At 55.2% G+C, this 15188-nt stretch carries 13 protein-coding genes and 3 pseudogenes; 10 read left to right on the plus strand and 6 right to left on the minus strand.

Features of this window, described 5'->3' with window-relative positions; all coding sequences use genetic code 11:
• Positions 1-229: 229 nt before the first annotated feature.
• From F3I20_RS15395 to F3I20_RS15430, 8 genes and pseudogenes are all read left to right on the plus strand, one after another.
• Positions 230-2608, plus strand: a pseudogene (locus F3I20_RS15395) (hemagglutinin repeat-containing protein); the annotation flags it as partial.
• A 749-nt stretch (positions 2609-3357) separates the two neighbouring features.
• Positions 3358-3831 (plus strand): hypothetical protein, encoded by a 474-nt coding sequence (locus tag F3I20_RS15400; protein ID WP_150013397.1) that lies wholly within the window; start codon positions 3358-3360, stop codon positions 3829-3831.
• 114 nt (positions 3832-3945) lie between these two features.
• Positions 3946-5190: pseudogene (locus F3I20_RS15405) on the plus strand (VENN motif pre-toxin domain-containing protein); the annotation flags it as partial.
• 381 nt (positions 5191-5571) lie between these two features.
• Positions 5572-5847: pseudogene (locus F3I20_RS24645) on the plus strand (tRNase toxin domain-containing protein); the annotation flags it as partial.
• Positions 5848-6177: 330 nt separating this feature from the next.
• Positions 6178-7749 carry a VENN motif pre-toxin domain-containing protein gene (locus F3I20_RS15415; RefSeq protein ID WP_223822599.1) on the plus strand — a complete coding sequence of 524 codons (1572 nt, stop codon included), beginning with the start codon at positions 6178-6180 and terminating at the stop codon, positions 7747-7749.
• Positions 7746-8093, plus strand: coding sequence for an immunity 8 family protein (locus F3I20_RS15420; RefSeq protein ID WP_150037917.1), 348 nt, complete (start codon positions 7746-7748; stop codon positions 8091-8093). Before F3I20_RS15415 ends, F3I20_RS15420 begins: the two co-directional genes overlap by 4 nt.
• Positions 8094-8134: 41 nt before the next feature.
• A complete protein-coding gene (locus tag F3I20_RS15425; RefSeq protein ID WP_223822600.1) occupies positions 8135-10099 on the plus strand; it encodes a DNA/RNA non-specific endonuclease in 1965 nt (654 codons plus the stop codon).
• Positions 10099-10434: a hypothetical protein gene (locus F3I20_RS15430; RefSeq protein ID WP_150037919.1), complete on the plus strand. Its 336-nt coding sequence runs from the start codon at positions 10099-10101 to the stop codon at positions 10432-10434. The genes F3I20_RS15425 and F3I20_RS15430 overlap by 1 nt, the downstream gene beginning before the upstream one ends.
• A gap of 58 nt (positions 10435-10492) precedes the next feature.
• Here the strand turns inward: F3I20_RS15430 and F3I20_RS15435 are convergent, their stop codons facing one another.
• Together F3I20_RS15435 and F3I20_RS15440 are read right to left on the minus strand one after the other, a co-directional pair.
• Positions 10493-10816 (minus strand): SymE family type I addiction module toxin, encoded by a 324-nt coding sequence (locus F3I20_RS15435; protein ID WP_150037920.1) that lies wholly within the window; start codon positions 10814-10816, stop codon positions 10493-10495.
• Entirely contained in the window at positions 10813-11037 is a 225-nt protein-coding gene (locus F3I20_RS15440; RefSeq protein ID WP_150013383.1) for a SymE family type I addiction module toxin, read from the minus strand. Before F3I20_RS15440 ends, F3I20_RS15435 begins: the two co-directional genes overlap by 4 nt.
• 368 nt (positions 11038-11405) lie before the next feature.
• On the opposite strand from F3I20_RS15440, the gene F3I20_RS15445 reads away from it, so the two are divergent.
• Both F3I20_RS15445 and F3I20_RS15450 read left to right on the plus strand, forming a co-directional pair.
• Positions 11406-11690: a damage-inducible protein J gene (locus tag F3I20_RS15445; RefSeq protein ID WP_150013409.1), complete on the plus strand. Its 285-nt coding sequence runs from the start codon at positions 11406-11408 to the stop codon at positions 11688-11690.
• Complete coding sequence (locus F3I20_RS15450) at positions 11687-11986, plus strand: type II toxin-antitoxin system RelE/ParE family toxin (RefSeq protein WP_150013381.1); 300 nt, start codon at positions 11687-11689, stop codon at positions 11984-11986. The genes F3I20_RS15445 and F3I20_RS15450 overlap by 4 nt, the downstream gene beginning before the upstream one ends.
• A 105-nt stretch (positions 11987-12091) precedes the next feature.
• Here F3I20_RS15450 and F3I20_RS15455 read toward each other — a convergent pair whose 3' ends face one another.
• The 4 genes from F3I20_RS15455 to fdxH are packed head-to-tail and all read right to left on the minus strand — an operon-like array spanning position 12092 to position 15188.
• Positions 12092-12703: a glutathione S-transferase gene (locus F3I20_RS15455; RefSeq protein WP_150013379.1), complete on the minus strand. Its 612-nt coding sequence runs from the start codon at positions 12701-12703 to the stop codon at positions 12092-12094.
• Positions 12704-12724: 21 nt separating this feature from the next.
• Complete coding sequence (gene fdhE / locus F3I20_RS15460; protein ID WP_150037921.1) at positions 12725-13648, minus strand: formate dehydrogenase accessory protein FdhE; 924 nt, start codon at positions 13646-13648, stop codon at positions 12725-12727.
• Positions 13648-14289: a formate dehydrogenase cytochrome b556 subunit gene (fdoI, locus tag F3I20_RS15465; protein WP_150037922.1), complete on the minus strand. Its 642-nt coding sequence runs from the start codon at positions 14287-14289 to the stop codon at positions 13648-13650. The genes fdhE and fdoI overlap by 1 nt, the downstream gene beginning before the upstream one ends.
• Positions 14289-15188 carry a formate dehydrogenase subunit beta gene (fdxH, locus tag F3I20_RS15470; protein ID WP_150037923.1) on the minus strand — a complete coding sequence of 300 codons (900 nt, stop codon included), beginning with the start codon at positions 15186-15188 and terminating at the stop codon, positions 14289-14291. Before fdxH ends, fdoI begins: the two co-directional genes overlap by 1 nt.

The raw sequence follows: 15188 nt of genomic DNA on the forward strand, positions 1-15188 counted from the left end.
AGCATGAAGTTGAAGATAAACAACTGTCGCTTCATGAGGTGTGAAGAGAGGGCTCTAAGAGTCCGAACTTAGTACGCCCCTATGGGGCGGAAAACAAAGCCGCCTTCTATGAAGGCGGATTTTTACTTTATCAGTCAGTTACCTTTCAGTCACCAGTCGGACGATCAACTATCCCGGCCCGGTGAGCACCTCGATCTTCAGCCCGGTCGTAAAACCCATCGTCAGACGCGATCTGACGGTAACCGGCTCGGCGGTGGCCGCCGACCAGGATGTGAACCTGCGGGCCGGGCGCGACGTGGAAATCGGCGCGGCGACGGAGACCGAGAGCCATTATCAGCTGGAGGAGAAGAAAAAGAGCGGCCTGCTGGGCAGCGGCGGCATCGGCTTCACCGTCGGCAAACAGTCGACCCGCCATGAAATCGATGAGAAGGGCACCACCCAGAGCCAGAGCGTCAGCACCGTCGGCAGCAGCCAGGGCAGCGTAAACATTACGGCGGGCAACCGTCTGCACGCCGGCGGCGCGGACCTGGTGGCGGGGAAAGACCTGAACCTGACGGGCGACAGCGTAAGCATCGATCCGGGCTATGACCAGCGGACGCGCACCGAGAAAACCGAGACGAAGCAGAGCGGACTGAGCATCGCCCTGTCAGGCACGGCGGGCAGCGCGCTCAACACGGCGGTCAGCACCGCGCAGCAGGCCAGGAAGTCGGGTGACGGGCGGGTCAGCGCGCTGCAGAACACTCAGGCGGCGCTGAACGGGGTGCAGGCGGCGCAGGCATATCAGATGGACGGGCTGAACACCGCCGCGGCGGACGCACATAATGCAGCCGGCGACCTGAAGCCGGGTCAGGACGGCTATCAGGCGGGATCGACCAGCACCCTCGGCGTCAGTGCCTCGTACGGCAGCCAGTCGTCGAAAAGCGAAACGCGGACTGAGAGCAGTCAGTCGAAGGGCAGTACGCTGACGGCGGGCCGGAATCTTAACGTCACGGCAACCGGCAAAAACGGTACGGCCCAGAGCGGCGACATCAGCATCACCGGCAGCCAGCTGAAGGCGGGCGGCGACCTGAGCCTGGCTGCGGCGCGTGACATCCTGCTGCAGTCGGCGCAGAACACCCAGCGCACCGACAGCAAGAACAGCAGCAGGGGCGGCAGCGCCGGGGTCGGCATCGGCGCAGGGTCGGGCGGCTACGGCATCAGCGTGTCGGCGGGCGTCAACGCGGCGAAGGGCAGCGAAAACGGCAACGGGCTGACGCACAGCGAAACCACGCTGGACGCGGGCAGTCAGCTCAGCCTGACCAGCGGGCGCGACACCACGCTCACGGGCGCGCAGGCAAACGGCAACAGCGTGAAGGTGGACGCGGGCCGCAACCTGACGCTGACCTCAGAGCAGGACAGCGACCGCTACGACAGTAAGCAGCAGAGCGCCAGCGCGGGCGGCAGCTTCACCTTCGGCTCAGCGACCGGATCGGCGGGCGTGAACGTGAGCCGGGATAAGATGCACAGCACCTGGCAGAGCGTGACGGAGCAGACCGGGATTTTTGCGGGTCAGGGCGGCTTTGACGTCACTGTAGGTGAGCACACGCAGCTGAACGGTGCGGTCATCGGTTCCACCGCCACCGCCGGTAAGAACAGGCTCGACACCGGCACGCTGGGCTTCAGCGACATTGAGAACCACGCGGACTATAAGGTGGAGCATCAGAGCGCGGGGATAAGCAGCGGCGGAAGTATCGGGGGTGAGTTCGCCGGGAACATGGCGAACGGGATGCTGGCGGGGCTGAACGGCAGCGGCAGCGCTTCGTCGGTGACGAAGTCGGCGGTGAGCGAAGGCACGATAATCATCCGCTACCCGTCGAAGCAGGTGCAGGACGTTGCAGAGTTAAGCCGCGACGCGGAGAATGCAAATCCGGGCCTTGAGGTTATCTTCGACAAGGAGAAGGAGCAGAACCGGCTCAAGGCGGCGCAACTCATCGGGGAAATCGGGGCGCAGGCGGGGGATATCGCCAGAACGCAGGGCCAGATAGCGGGCCTGAAGGCGCAGCAGGACCCGTCAGCGCTGGCGGCGGCGAGGGAAGAGCTGGCCGGAAAAGGGAAGCTGAACCCGACGTCAGATGAGATAGCGAAGCAGGCTTACGACACGGCGATGAAGCCGTTCGGCACGGGTTCGGCCCTTCAGCAGGGCATCAGCGCGGTGACGGCGGCGGTACAGGGGCTGTCGGGCGGTAACGTTGCACAGGCGCTGAGCGGCGCGGCCAGTCCCTACCTGGCGACAGAAATACACAAGCTGACAGAAGGCAGCCCTGAAGCGCAGGCGATGGCGCACGCGGTACTGGGTGCGGTAACCTCTTACGCATCCGGCAACTCAGCGCTGGCGGGTGCGGCGGGCGGAGTCAGCGGCGAACTGATGGCGAAGCTGGTGATGAACCAGCTGTATCCGGGCAAAGCGGTCAGTGAACTGACTGAATCAGAGAAGCAGACGATCAGCGCGCTGGGGACGCTGGCAGCGGGCCTGGCAGGCGGCGTAGTGGGTGGAAGCACGGCGGATGCGGTGGCGGGAGCGCAGGCGGGCCAGAACGCGCTGGAAAACAACGCGTTAAGTGATATTGCGCAGGCGCAGTCTGAAGGTAAAACGCCGGAACAGAAGGCCGGTAAGTACGTTGAGGCGGAAAACGAGCGCTATAAAGAGGTCAACTGCGGCGGAATGAGCGCCGAAGCCTGCTCGGTGAAGATGTACACGGAGCGGCGTGAAGCACTGAAAGATATGGCTTCGCTGGGCACTGACTTCGTGCCTGTTGTGGGTGATATCAAAAGCTTTGCTGAGGCACAGAGCGCGCTTGATTACCTTGTGGCTGCAATCGGTATCATTCCAGGCGCGGGAGATGCGGCAGGTAAATCCATCAAGGCGGCACAAACGGCGCTGGCTAAAGGTGATGTAGCGGAAGCATCAAAACTGCTTAATAAAGCCAGTGATGAAATATCAGGATATTTACCGAGTCCTGGCCAAACATCTTTACCAGGTTCTGGAATTGGATCTAATGCTGCATTCTCAGTTAACAATGCACAATTAGGTAAAAAACTTGGAAAACACGTTGAAGATTTTGGTGGTAATGCATCGAACGCAGCAGATAGGCAGCGCGTATTAGATATTATCAATGATATCGGTTCTCATCCAGATAAAGTTATTGCTGGAAAGTTTGCGGGACAAGGTACTGACGTTGGTGCCAGTCGTGGAAATGTGTTTTTTAGGATAAAGGGTAATAATGTTGTTGTTACCAAGCCAGATGGTAGTTTCGTCACTATCCTTAAAGATGGTATTAATAATACATCAGTAAAAAATGCACTAAAGGGTGATCCGAAATGATTAATATTGTAAAGGGATATGAAGAATGGACTCGCAGTGTTGTTGAGAAAAAACTTCTAAGGGTTAATGGGGTAATTTATTCGCTTGAAAACCATGATTATATTCACCCTCAACAATTACAGCTTGTTTTTTCAGAAGTTGAAGAGATGGAGAGCTTTAAATGTGGAAAGGATGGCTCGACGCTTGAATTAACAGACTTGCCTCTCCAGGGAAGTGATCTTGGTGAATATGGAAAAGAAACGGTTGTTGATATTTCACACATTTATCCGATCGTTAATTATATTGGAAAAATACTTTTAAAAGTATTTTTAATGTCTTCTTCATTAGAGGATGCATTTGTAGGTGTGAAACTTGTATTTGAAGGTGAATTAAGCCTCTTTATTATGAATGTTGGGGATGAAATAAATATGTTGGAATCTTTGTCGTCATCATATGAACAAGACGAAGGTATTAAATATCAACAGTTATAAATTAAAATCTGAACCTCGCTTTACTGACGTCCTTTTTTACTTTAATGAGCAGTTTTTCGCGTACAGCAGGTTGGGAGTAGAGAGTAAGGCGTAGTAGGCCATCGTCATCGGCGTGAGCACACGCAGCTGAACGGTGCGGTCATCAGCTCGACGTCCACCGCCGATAAGAACCGGCTCGACACCGGCACGCTGGGCTTCAGCGACATTGAGAACCACGCGGACTATAAGGTGGAGCATCAGAGCGCGGGGATAAGCACCGGCGGCGGCATCGGCGGTCATTTCGAAAGCAACATGACTCAAAACGTGCTGGCGGGGCTGAACGGCAGCGGCAGCGCGGAGAGCACCACGAGGTCGGCGGTGAGCGAAGGCACTGTCGTTATCCGCGATAAGGAAAAACAGGCTCAGGACGTTGCAGATTTAAGCCGCGACGTGGCAAACGCGAATCCGGGGCTGGACGTCATCTTTGATAAAGAGAAAGAGCAGAACCGGCTGAAGGCGGCGCAGCTGATAGGCGAAATCGGGGCGCAGGCGGGGGACATTGCCAGAACGCAGGGCCAGATAGCGGGCATGAAGGCGCAGCGTGACCCGTCAGCGCTGGCGGCGGCGAGGGAAGAGCTGGCCGGAAAAGGGAAGCTGAACCCGACGTCAGATGAGATAGCGAAGCAGGCTTACGACACGGCGATGAAGCCGTTCGGCACGGNGAAAGAGCAGAACCGGCTGAAGGCGGCGCAGCTGATAGGCGAAATCGGGGCGCAGGCGGGGGACATTGCCAGAACGCAGGGCCAGATAGCGGGCATGAAGGCGCAGCGTGACCCGTCAGCGCTGGCGGCGGCGAGGGAAGAGCTGGCCGGAAAAGGGAAGCTGAACCCGACGTCAGATGAGATAGCGAAGCAGGCTTACGACACGGCGATGAAGCCGTTCGGCACGGGTTCGTCGCTTCAGCAGGGCATCAGCGCGGTAACGGCGGCGGTGCAGGGGCTGTCGGGCGGGAACGTGGCGCAGGCGCTGAGTGGGGCGGCCGCGCCGTATGTGGCGGAAAAGATACATGAGCTGACGACGGACGCGAACGGTAAGGTGAATACCGAAGCGAACCTGATGGCGCACGCGGTGCTGGGTGCGGTAACCTCATATGCGTCGGGCAACGCGGCGCTGGCGGGCGCATCGGGCGCGGCGATGGGCGAGTACATTGCGCAGCAGCTGTATCCGGGCGTTAAGCGTGAGGACCTGTCTGAGGAGCAGCGACAGACGATAAGTGCGCTGGGTACGCTGGCGGCGGGTCTGGCTGGCGGCTTCGCTGGTGACAGTACGGCGGATGCGGTGGCGGGCGCGCAGGCGGGAAAAACGTCGCTGGAAAACAATAATCTTTTACTGCCAAGACCAGTAGTTGTGCCTGTTCCTGGATTACCAATGAGTCCGGGCGACAAAGTTGTTCAGGACGCTAACAACAATATTGCATCGGAACTGGATAAGGCTGTGAAAGGGTCAGGAACTGAGGCGGATACGCCGCCGATTACGGATGGCCCTTCGATCGTTGAAGCACGTGACGAAGCTGCAAAGACCCGCGATCCGAATGTGGCGAAGGCTCTGACAGATGCGGAGAAAACGGAGCTGGGTGGTTCAGGCTCAGGAACGCCAGGCGGCTGGGGACCTCAGGATGAGGAGAATGCGCGGAGTAATAAAAGTAACCAAAACAATAATTTTGATCGTTTCAAAAAAGATGACCTTGTTTCTTCAGCCAATGAGCCAATTAACGAACAGGGTTTATCCGCAGCGGCGAGAGCATGGGAGAAACATGCTGGCAGGCCTGGCGGTGTTTTTGAACCATTAAAAGGTAATCCAGCTCAAAAAAGCGAAGCTGCGAATAAGTTTGTAAACGAAGTTTTGAATAATACAAATACTGTAAAAACAGATCTTTCCAGAGGAGGTGTAGAGTATAGGCTTCCTGATGGAAGAGGAATACGCTATAACTCTGATGGTTCATTTTCTGGTTTCTTAGATCCTAAAACGCCGAGATAAAAATATGGATAATAGCTTCGAAATAACCTTCTTCAGTGATTCTAAATACGAAGAAATTACAGCAGAGATCTCTTACAAGGACCAAATACTTTGCCAATTAAATAAAGATAAGGGACCCGAGAATATTGAAATTGAGTTTTTTTCGGATGCTAGGTTATTAGCTGATCAGGATAGAATGAAGTTCAGCTTGAGTACTTTTTTACAAGTAATAACTGAAGCAACGGAAGAATTAAAAATATCTTAACTTGCTGTGAATCCTGGCCAGTCTGGCAAAACGTGCTGGCGGGGCTGAACGGTAGCGGCAGCGCGGACTCGGTAACGAAGTCGGCGGTGAGCGAAGGCACTGTCGTTATCCGCGACACATCGAAGCAGATGCATGACGTGGCGGACCTCAGCCGCGACGTAGCAAACGCAAATCCGGGGCTGGACGTTATCTTTGATAAAGAGAAGGAGCAGAACCGGCTGAAGGCGGCGCAGCTGATAGGCGAAATCGGGGCGCAGGCGGGGGACATTGCCAGAACGCAGGGCCAGATAGCGGGCATGAAGGCGCAGCGTGACCCGTCAGCGCTGGCGGCGGCCAGGGAAGAGCTGGCGGGAAAAGGGAAGCTGAACCCGACGCCAGATGAAATAGCGAAACAGGCTTACGACACGGCGATGAAGCCGTTCGGCACGGGTTCGGCACTTCAGCAGGGCATCAGCGCGGTGACGGCGGCGGTGCAGGGCCTGTCGGGCGGGAACGTGGCACAGGCGGTAAGCGGTGCGGCCGCGCCGTACCTGGCAGAAAAGATACATGAGCTGACCACGGACGCGAACGGTAAGGTGAATACCGAAGCGAACCTGATGGCGCACGCGGTGCTGGGTGCGGTAACCTCCTATGCGGCGGGCAACGCGGCGCTGGCTGGCGCATCGGGCGCGGCGATGGGCGAGTACATTGCGCAGCAGCTGTATCCGGGTGTCAAGCGTGAGGACCTGAGTGAAGAGCAGCGGCAGACGATAAGCGCGCTGGGTACGCTTGCGGCGGGTCTGGCTGGCGGCGTCGCTGGTGACAGTACGGCGGATGCGGTGGCGGGCGCGCAGGCGGGTAAGAATGCACTGGAAAATAACGCACTGAGTGATATTGCGCAGGCGCAGGCTGAAGGAAAAACGCCGGAACAGAAGGCCGGTGAGTACGTTGAGGCGGAAAACGAGCGCTATAAAAAGGCCAACTGCGGCGGCATGAGTGCCGAAGCCTGCTCGGTGAAGATGTACACTGAACGGCGTGAAGCACTGAAAGATATGGCGTCAGCGGGTGTAGAGTTCGGTAGCGACTTCATCCCTGTTTACGGCGACATAAAGAGTTTTGCGGAAGCGCAGTCGGCTCTCGATTATTTGGCAGCGGTAGTCGGTATTATACCGGGCGCAGGTGATGTTGCCGGTAAGGCCATCAAAGCAGCAGAAACGGCACTGAAGAAAGGTGATGTTGCTGAAGCATCGAAGCTGATTAATAAGGCCAGCGATGAAATATCGGCCTACAGTTCAGCTACCTATCCAAAACTGAAAGAAGATCTGATCCAGCAAAATCTGAATAATATCGCGAAGCAAGATCCCAGACTGGCGGCGGTTGTCAAAGGTGATAATGGAAAGCTGAACTATGGTGTTGGTACTGGCACTAAAGAGGAAGCTGATCGGCTGGGTAAAATTTGGGTGGGAGACGGAGCCAGACCAACAAGTGATGGCACAGGATTAGTCAGTGCTGATGGAACCAGAATTTATAGATCCCCTAAAGAAAAGCCAAATGCTCCAGATTCATTAAATCCAACGGGAACTCAGGCTAACTTTGAAAGTTATACAAAAAATATTGAAACAGGAAAAATGGATAAAACTGGTAATGGTCATTTGAATATTTCAGGGGGAAATAAATGAAAGCATCTCTGAGAAGTATTAGTTGTGATTGGCTTGATTTATCAAGTTATGAACCTGAAGAAGATGATTGTTTTCAATTTTTAGCCCATTTATGTATAGGGCCATCAGGAGAAAAAGGAATAAATCATTTTGAGGTTTATGTTTGTACCCCTGAATGGCTCTGCAAACACCACTGGCTGCCAGAATTGATGCGCCATACGCTTCTTGTGCGTAAATACGATCTGGATGAGATCACCAAAACCATTACGGATTATATCGACCAGTGCGAAGGGAGAGACTGGATGGATATAGCGCATAAACTCTCCCGCGTCTTTGCCTGGGAATATGAAGATTATCAGCCTTAAACGTTAAATCCCGGCCAGTGAGCCACAGCAACTGGCAGAGCGTGGCCGAACAGACCGGGATTTTTGCGGGTAAGGGCGGCTTTGACGTGACGGTGGGTGAGCACACGCAGCTGAACGGTGCGGTCATCAGCTCGACGTCCACCGCCGATAAGAACCGGCTCGACACCGGCACGCTGGGCTTCAGCGACATTGAGAACCACGCGGACTATAAGGTGGAGCATCAGAGCGCGGGGATAAGCACCGGCGGCGGCATCGGCGGTCATTTCGAAAGCAACATGACTCAAAACGTGCTGGCGGGGCTGAACGGCAGCGGCAGCGCGGAGAGCACCACGAGGTCGGCGGTGAGCGAAGGCACTGTCGTTATCCGCGATAAGGAAAAACAGGCTCAGGACGTTGCAGATTTAAGCCGCGACGTGGCGAACGCAAATCCGGGGCTGGACGTCATCTTCGACAAGGAGAAGGAGCAGAACCGGCTGAAGGCGGCTCTGCTGATAGGCGAAATCGGGGCGCAGGCGGGGGATATCGCGCGGACGCAGGGTGAGATAGCGGGCCTGAAGGCGCAGCAGGACCCGGCAGCGCTGGCGGCGGCCAGGGAAGAGCTGGCCGGAAAAGGGAAGCTGAACCCGACGTCAGATGAGATAGCGAAGCAGGCTTACGACACGGCGATGAAGCCGTTCGGCACGGGTTCGGCACTTCAGCAGGGCATCAGCGCGGTAACGGCGGCGGTGCAGGGGCTGTCGGGCGGTAACGTTGCACAGGCGCTGAGCGGGGCGGCAGCGCCGTACCTGGCGCAAAAGATCCACGATCTGACCCAAAACAACCCGGAAGCGCAGGCAATGGCGCATGCGGTTATTGGTGCGGTAACGTCTTACGCGTCGGGTAACTCAGCGCTGGCAGGCGCAGCCGGAGCGGTCAGCGGCGAACTGATGGCGAAGCTGGTGATGAACCAGCTGTATCCGGGTAAAGCGGTTGGTGACCTGTCGGAAACCGAGAAGCAGACCATCAGCGCACTGGGTACGCTGGCGGCGGGCCTTGCGGGCGGCGTGACCGGTGACAGCACGGCTGATGCTGTGTCGGGTGCGCAGGCGGAACAGAACGCCGTTAACAATAACCTGTTTGGCGGAACGGAAGACGGTCAGGAGACGTTCGTGCGGGAGCACGGTAAAGACGTGCTGTCATGTACAGACGATCCGTCTTCAGCCAACTGCCAGCGTGGTGAGGCGGTGAATAAAGCGATAGCGGTCGCTTTAGGTGCCGGTGCCGCAGGCGGTGCGGTTGTTGCGGCGACGCCGGAGCTGATAGCGACGGTACAGGCGGCGATAAGCGGATGCGGAGCAAATCCGGTGCTGTGTGCCAATGAGGTCAGCATCTGGGTAGCAGAAATGGCCGCAGGTGATGCTTTACCGGCGGGACTGACGGTCGCCACGGTCAGCAAAATGCCTGCTGAAACGCTATCAGAACTGAAAGCACTGATGACCGTTGAGAAACAGACCGGAAGTAAGGTTACGAATGAATCGCTGGAAAGCGTAGTAACAACTTCCGGCGGTAAAGGAAACTGGAATAAGGATCTCAATAATCCTCAGCCTAATACTGTTTATAACGTTGATGGTGATAAAATTTATAAAACGGATCACTTATCAAGACCAAGTCAGGTAGAGGCCACTCTCAGCCCTAACGTTAAAGACAGAAATACTTATCAGCAATGTAAAGCAGGTAAGTGTGGGGTTGCAGGAGATGAAGGTGGCCATTTAATAGCCTCCATTTTCAACGGGCCTGGCGAAAAGCTGAACCTTCTGCCAATGGATGGTAATCTGAATAAAGGTGCCTGGAAACAGATGGAAAATACCTGGGCAAAAGCGCTGAGTGAAGGCAAGGAAGTGAAGGTCAATATTCAGCCATCATATGTGGGTGATAGTGTCAGGCCGGACAAGTTCTACGTAGAATATACGATAGACGGGGGACGACCTATCGAGGAAACCTTCAAGAATGCACCGGGAGGAAAATAGTGCGGACAGACCAAGAAATCTACAATGATATTGGTTCAATATTACTGGCAGTAGTTCCTGATGCTGCATTAAAGGTAATCATGCGGGCAGAATTATCCTCTGAGAATGATCACTGTAAATGTGAATTTGATTATGTAGATAAACTTACAGGAAATACGAAATGGTTTTCTGCGGGATCAAGAGCTAACAGTGATCTACTAGATCTTCTTGTTGAGCTAAGAAATTATTTTGTTGCTAACTTTAACTCTCAGGAAAAGCCGTTCTGGCACGGTTGTGAAGTCACTGTAGATATTGAAACGCTCAAGATAAATATTGATTTCAAATATGATGATTAAGTAAAAGATCCCGGTCATTGCACCGGGATCTTTGCTTTTAAGCCCCTAATCCTCCCACTTACCGCCGCTGCAACCGAATCACACCGGGCGCAGTGGTAACCTCCAGCTGTTCCGCCTCAGTGATACCGAAACCGGTCAGCCAGTCGCCGCCGATAATCACTTCGCCGTTATCCCGTACCCAGTCAGCTCCCGGATTTTGCCACTGCTGGCTGGCTTCGCAGAGTTCTTTCCACTCCGCTTCATCGGTCACGGTTGTCACTGTCAGCGCGTTATCCCGCAGCATCAGCCGGATCGGTGTGCCGGTGGTAAATCCGAGTGCGGCCAGCTGACCGCCTGTGATGGTCAGCTCCGGGACGGGTTCCTCAATAAAAGTGATGTTCATACGTTCTCCTCCGTGAGGTGAGTAGTGCGGATAATCAGCTGGCCCTGTTCGGCGATGATGCTGACCGGCTGGCCTTTAATAAATCCTAACTGTTCCAGCCATCGTCCTTTGATGGTCAGTTGAGGTAAGGGGTTCGGTCTGCCGCCGTTGGGGCGGTATCCGACGATGCTTTTGCGTGCTTGGGGTACAGCAGGTTCTGACGTAGAATCTTTTCCAGCCATAATTAACTCCTACCTAGTTAGTTGTGGTCAGCGGGCTGCTGGTGTTCCACCACCTTCAGCCCGCGCTAATAATCTTTCGTTATGCTCTTCCTTTCCTGTTTTCTCCTGTTCAAATATACATCGTCCGCTTTGTAAACTCGCTGAAAGCTAAGTAATAGATTGCGAGGCATCTCTGAAAAACGGATTGTTTTTCCATTAACCATTTCGTTTACATCCTCTTCCCCATATCCTCTCCAGCATCCGTAATCGGCTATTTAGTTCTATTGGTGTGTCGATTTCCGGCATCGCATGCGAGCGAAATGGAGATGACAGAGAAAGGGATGACAGGCATGATGACACCACAAACGACACCACACGAGAGTCAGGCTATGAGCACTATCCACTTCAGGATTGATGACGACGTTAAACGACTTGCCATGCAGGCAGCCGAGCGCCAGAAGAAGACGCTGACTGAGGTTATGCGTCAGCGAGCGGAAGAGCTGGCTGCTGAAGAGCGGCACTATCAGGACAGTAAACATGATGCATGGCTGGAAGAGCAGATAGCGGCGGCATTCAGTCGTTATGATGCCGGCGAAAGTGAGTTCATCAGTAACGATGAAATGAATACCCGCATGGAAGAGCTTAAAGCGCAGGCCGCGCAGGGAACATTGTGATATCAGCCGTTCAATGGGAAAAACAGGCGCAGGCGGACAGGGAAATAATATTTCGTTATCTGTATCGTGAGGCTGGCCTGCTGGTAGCCAGTGCAACAGACGATAAGTTTACCCGGTTGGCCAGTCTGCTTAGCGAAAACCCGCGGGCTGGCACTAAAGTCGGAACAGAAAAACAGCTTAAACTGGTGGTGCCACGCTTACCGTTCATTATCATCTATGTAGCTGAAACAGATGCGGTTCGCATCCTGCGTATACTGCACACATCCCGAAAAATATCGGGTCGCTATCAAAGATAGTCTGCCACTCGAGCCTGCATCAGGTTGTCAGGCTCACGAGCTACGGTAGAGAGAGCGGTGCGCTCAGGAGGCCGATGAAATCATCAGCCCCAGCCACCGCACCCATTACGCCGCAGGCGGCGTCGTCCGCGCAAAGCTCTCACGCTCAAACAGCGTTTCCGCCAGCTTCACCAGCGCCGGACGCTCAACGCACCAGTTTGGCACCACGCGGCGGAAATTGAGGTAGCCAATCATGCAGCCAGTAGCGATATCCGCCAGATTAAGCTGGCCGTTGTTAAGCCATTTGCCCTCCGCGGCCTTTGCTTCCAGCATATCGAGACTGCGCTGAATCTTTTCACGATTGCGCAATAGCACCTCTTCCGACTGCAAATCCCCCGGACGCATTTGCTCGCGCACGATCACCAGCGCGGCATCACTGACCCCATCCGCCAGCTTCTCCAGCTGGCGAATGTTAAGTGCCTCAAGCGGATCGGCAGGGAGTAAAGCCGGCTCCGCGCCGCGTAGTTCCAGAAACTCGGCGATGATGCTGGAGTCGAACCAGATTTGCTTATCGTCAGCAACCAGCGCCGGGACTTTGCCCAGCGGATTGTAGTGCGGCACGTGGCTGTCATCGCTGTAAGGCGATGCGTTAACGAATTCAAACGTAATGCCTTTTTCCAGCATGATAATCGAAATCTTACGCACAAACGGGCTGGTATAGCTGCCAATCAGTTTCATCGGGTTCTCCGGATTCAGTGACTATTCGCCAGGAAACATAAAGGGATTGAGACTGCTGCGAGCGAAGCCTTCCTGCTCCATCCGTGCATCCAGTATCAGCGACGCCAGGTCATCGGCCACCGGTTCGATCGCCGGATCTCTCTCCTGATAAAGCATCTTCAGGTAGGTGCCGCAGTCGCCACAACTCTCCGCCTTCACCGCCGCATGCTCGCTGTCGAGCGACCAGTAGTGCAGATCACGGGACTGCTCGCACTGGGTACATTTGCTGCGCACCACGTGCCATTCACTTTCGCATAGATTGCAGTGCAGATAGCGCGCACCTTCATGGCTGCCCATATGTACCACGCTGGCGACCGGCATACTGGCGCAGACCGGACAGAACTGGCGCTGATCGCCCATCTCAGCGCGTGCTTTGCCTGGGATCAGGGCCGCCATCTGCGCCCAGTAGAGCGAAAGCGCCGCCCAGATAAAGGGCGCTTTATCGCTGCTGACCAGCGCATAGTCGCCGGTAAACAGCGCGCTGGCCAGTGTCTCCAGCTCGTTGGCGGACGCCTTTTCCAGATTCTCCAGCACCGCCAGCGCCTGCCCGCTCATCTCCGGCTTCAGTTCGGCAATCAGCGAGTGCAGCAGCCGTTGCCAGTGCGCATCGCGCGGCAGGGTGTGAATGTTCAGTGGCGGCTTGCCCTCGCTGGCACTCTGCGTCAGTCGGGCATGCAGGTCGATGTGCAGCGGATGGTCATACAGCACAATCTCCTGCGCTTCAGCGATCATCGCCGCAAAGCGCAGATAATCGCCAAGTGGATTTTTCGCCGCCAGGTCGCGCAGTCGCGCGGCACGACGGCTGTATAAATTTTTCAGCCGTGGAAAAAGTAACGGCGGAATCATCTCCGCCGTTGTCTTTTCGCTTTTCTCCAGCTGGTCCTGCGGGATTATGCGAATACTCATCAGGGGCGTTTTTCCTGTTTTATTGACGGATTACGCTGCTCACGATACCAGCGAGGGTGATGCTGTCTGGCCCATTCCGAGCTGACCCAGCCTTCCACCATCGCGGTCAGTGTGCCTTTGACCCACAATGCAGCATAAATATGCACCATAATGACGATGATCAGCGCAACCGCTGACACCGAATGCACAACCAGCGCCAGACGAATCAGCGGAATGGCAAAGGCATCAGCAAAGTAGGGTCGCCAGATCACAATGCCGCTGGCAAGCAGCAATACTAAGCTGATGATAGCAGCCCAGAACACACACTTCTGACCAAAGTTATATTTACCGGTATCGCCGACCTCTTCGTTCAGCGCAATCCGGTGAATATTTCTGGCCCAGTAAAGGTCATCGCGATTGATCAGGTTGTGTTTCCAGTAACGTAAAAACATCAGCATAAAAGCGGCAAACATCACCACGCCAACAAAAGGATGCAGAATACGCGCCAGTTGTGGCGTGCCAAAGATCTGCATCAGCCAGTTAAACGACGGAAAGAAAAACCCTAATCCGCTTAACGCAGCCATGACAAAGCAAATCGCGACGATCCAGTGATTGATACGTTCAGGTGCGCGATAGCGCACCAGATGATCGGGCTTTTTCATTATTGATGTTCCTCAGGCTGATCGTCGTTGTCGTCATGCTCTTCAGTGACGCGATTCGGGCCAACGCCGACATAGTGGAAAATGGAGGCGGCAAACGTGGCGGCAAAACCGACCGCCGCCAGCGGTTTCCAGATCCCCTTCCAGAAGGTCACGGTCGGGCTGATGCCCGGATTAGCAGGCAGACCGTGATAGAGCTGGGGCTTATCAGCATGATGCAGCACATACATCACGTGAGTGCCGCCCACGCCTTCCGGATTGTAGAGACCCGCCTGCGCAAACCCGCGTGACTTCAGCTCCGCCACGCGTTCCTCCGCCAGCGTCAGCATGTCGCTTTTACTGCCGAAATGAATGGCACCGGTCGGACAGGTCTTCACACAGGCAGGTTCCTGGCCGACACTGACGCGATCCACACACAGCGTGCATTTGTAGGCGCGGTTATCCTCTTTGTTTAGCCGTGGCACGTTAAACGGGCAACCGGCGATACAGTAACCACAGCCGATGCACTGCTCAGACTGAAAATCGACGATGCCGTTGGCATACTGAATGATGGCGCCTGCCGACGGACAGGCTTTCAGGCAGCCGGGATCGGCGCAGTGCATGCACCCATCTTTGCGAATCAGCCAGGCCAGCTTGCCGTTCTCTTCGACTTCGGAAAAGCGCATCACCGTCCAGGATTTGGCGGTCAGGTCGGTGGGATTGTCATAAACCCCGATGTTGTGGCCAACTTCATCGCGGATGTCGTTCCATTCGGAACAGGCGACCTGACAGCCTTTGCAGCCGATACAGGTGGTGACGTCGATAAGTTTCGCCACTTCGATCTTGTGATCGCGCGCCTGCGGCGGCGGGGTAAAACCATTGGTCGCAGAGCGACGGATAATATCTTGTGATTGATAAGCCAT

The organism is Candidatus Pantoea gossypiicola, assembly GCF_008632075.1.
In the GTDB taxonomy this organism is placed as follows: Bacteria; Pseudomonadota; Gammaproteobacteria; order Enterobacterales; family Enterobacteriaceae; genus Pantoea; species Pantoea gossypiicola.

Excerpts from the sequence above, each read along its gene's own strand:
- F3I20_RS15400 (WP_150013397.1), top strand. The coding sequence starts at position 3,358 with ATGATTAATATTGTAAAGGGATATGAAGAATGGACTCGCAGTGTTGTT.
- F3I20_RS15420 (WP_150037917.1), top strand. The coding sequence starts at position 7,746 with ATGAAAGCATCTCTGAGAAGTATTAGTTGTGATTGGCTTGATTTATCA.
- F3I20_RS15435 (WP_150037920.1), bottom strand. The coding sequence starts at position 10,816 with ATGAACATCACTTTTATTGAGGAACCCGTCCCGGAGCTGACCATCACA.
- F3I20_RS15440 (WP_150013383.1), bottom strand. The coding sequence starts at position 11,037 with ATGGCTGGAAAAGATTCTACGTCAGAACCTGCTGTACCCCAAGCACGC.
- F3I20_RS15445 (WP_150013409.1), top strand. The coding sequence starts at position 11,406 with ATGAGCACTATCCACTTCAGGATTGATGACGACGTTAAACGACTTGCC.
- F3I20_RS15455 (WP_150013379.1), bottom strand. The coding sequence starts at position 12,703 with ATGAAACTGATTGGCAGCTATACCAGCCCGTTTGTGCGTAAGATTTCG.
- fdhE (WP_150037921.1), bottom strand. The coding sequence starts at position 13,648 with ATGAGTATTCGCATAATCCCGCAGGACCAGCTGGAGAAAAGCGAAAAG.
- fdoI (WP_150037922.1), bottom strand. The coding sequence starts at position 14,289 with ATGAAAAAGCCCGATCATCTGGTGCGCTATCGCGCACCTGAACGTATC.
- fdxH (WP_150037923.1), bottom strand. The coding sequence starts at position 15,188 with ATGGCTTATCAATCACAAGATATTATCCGTCGCTCTGCGACCAATGGT.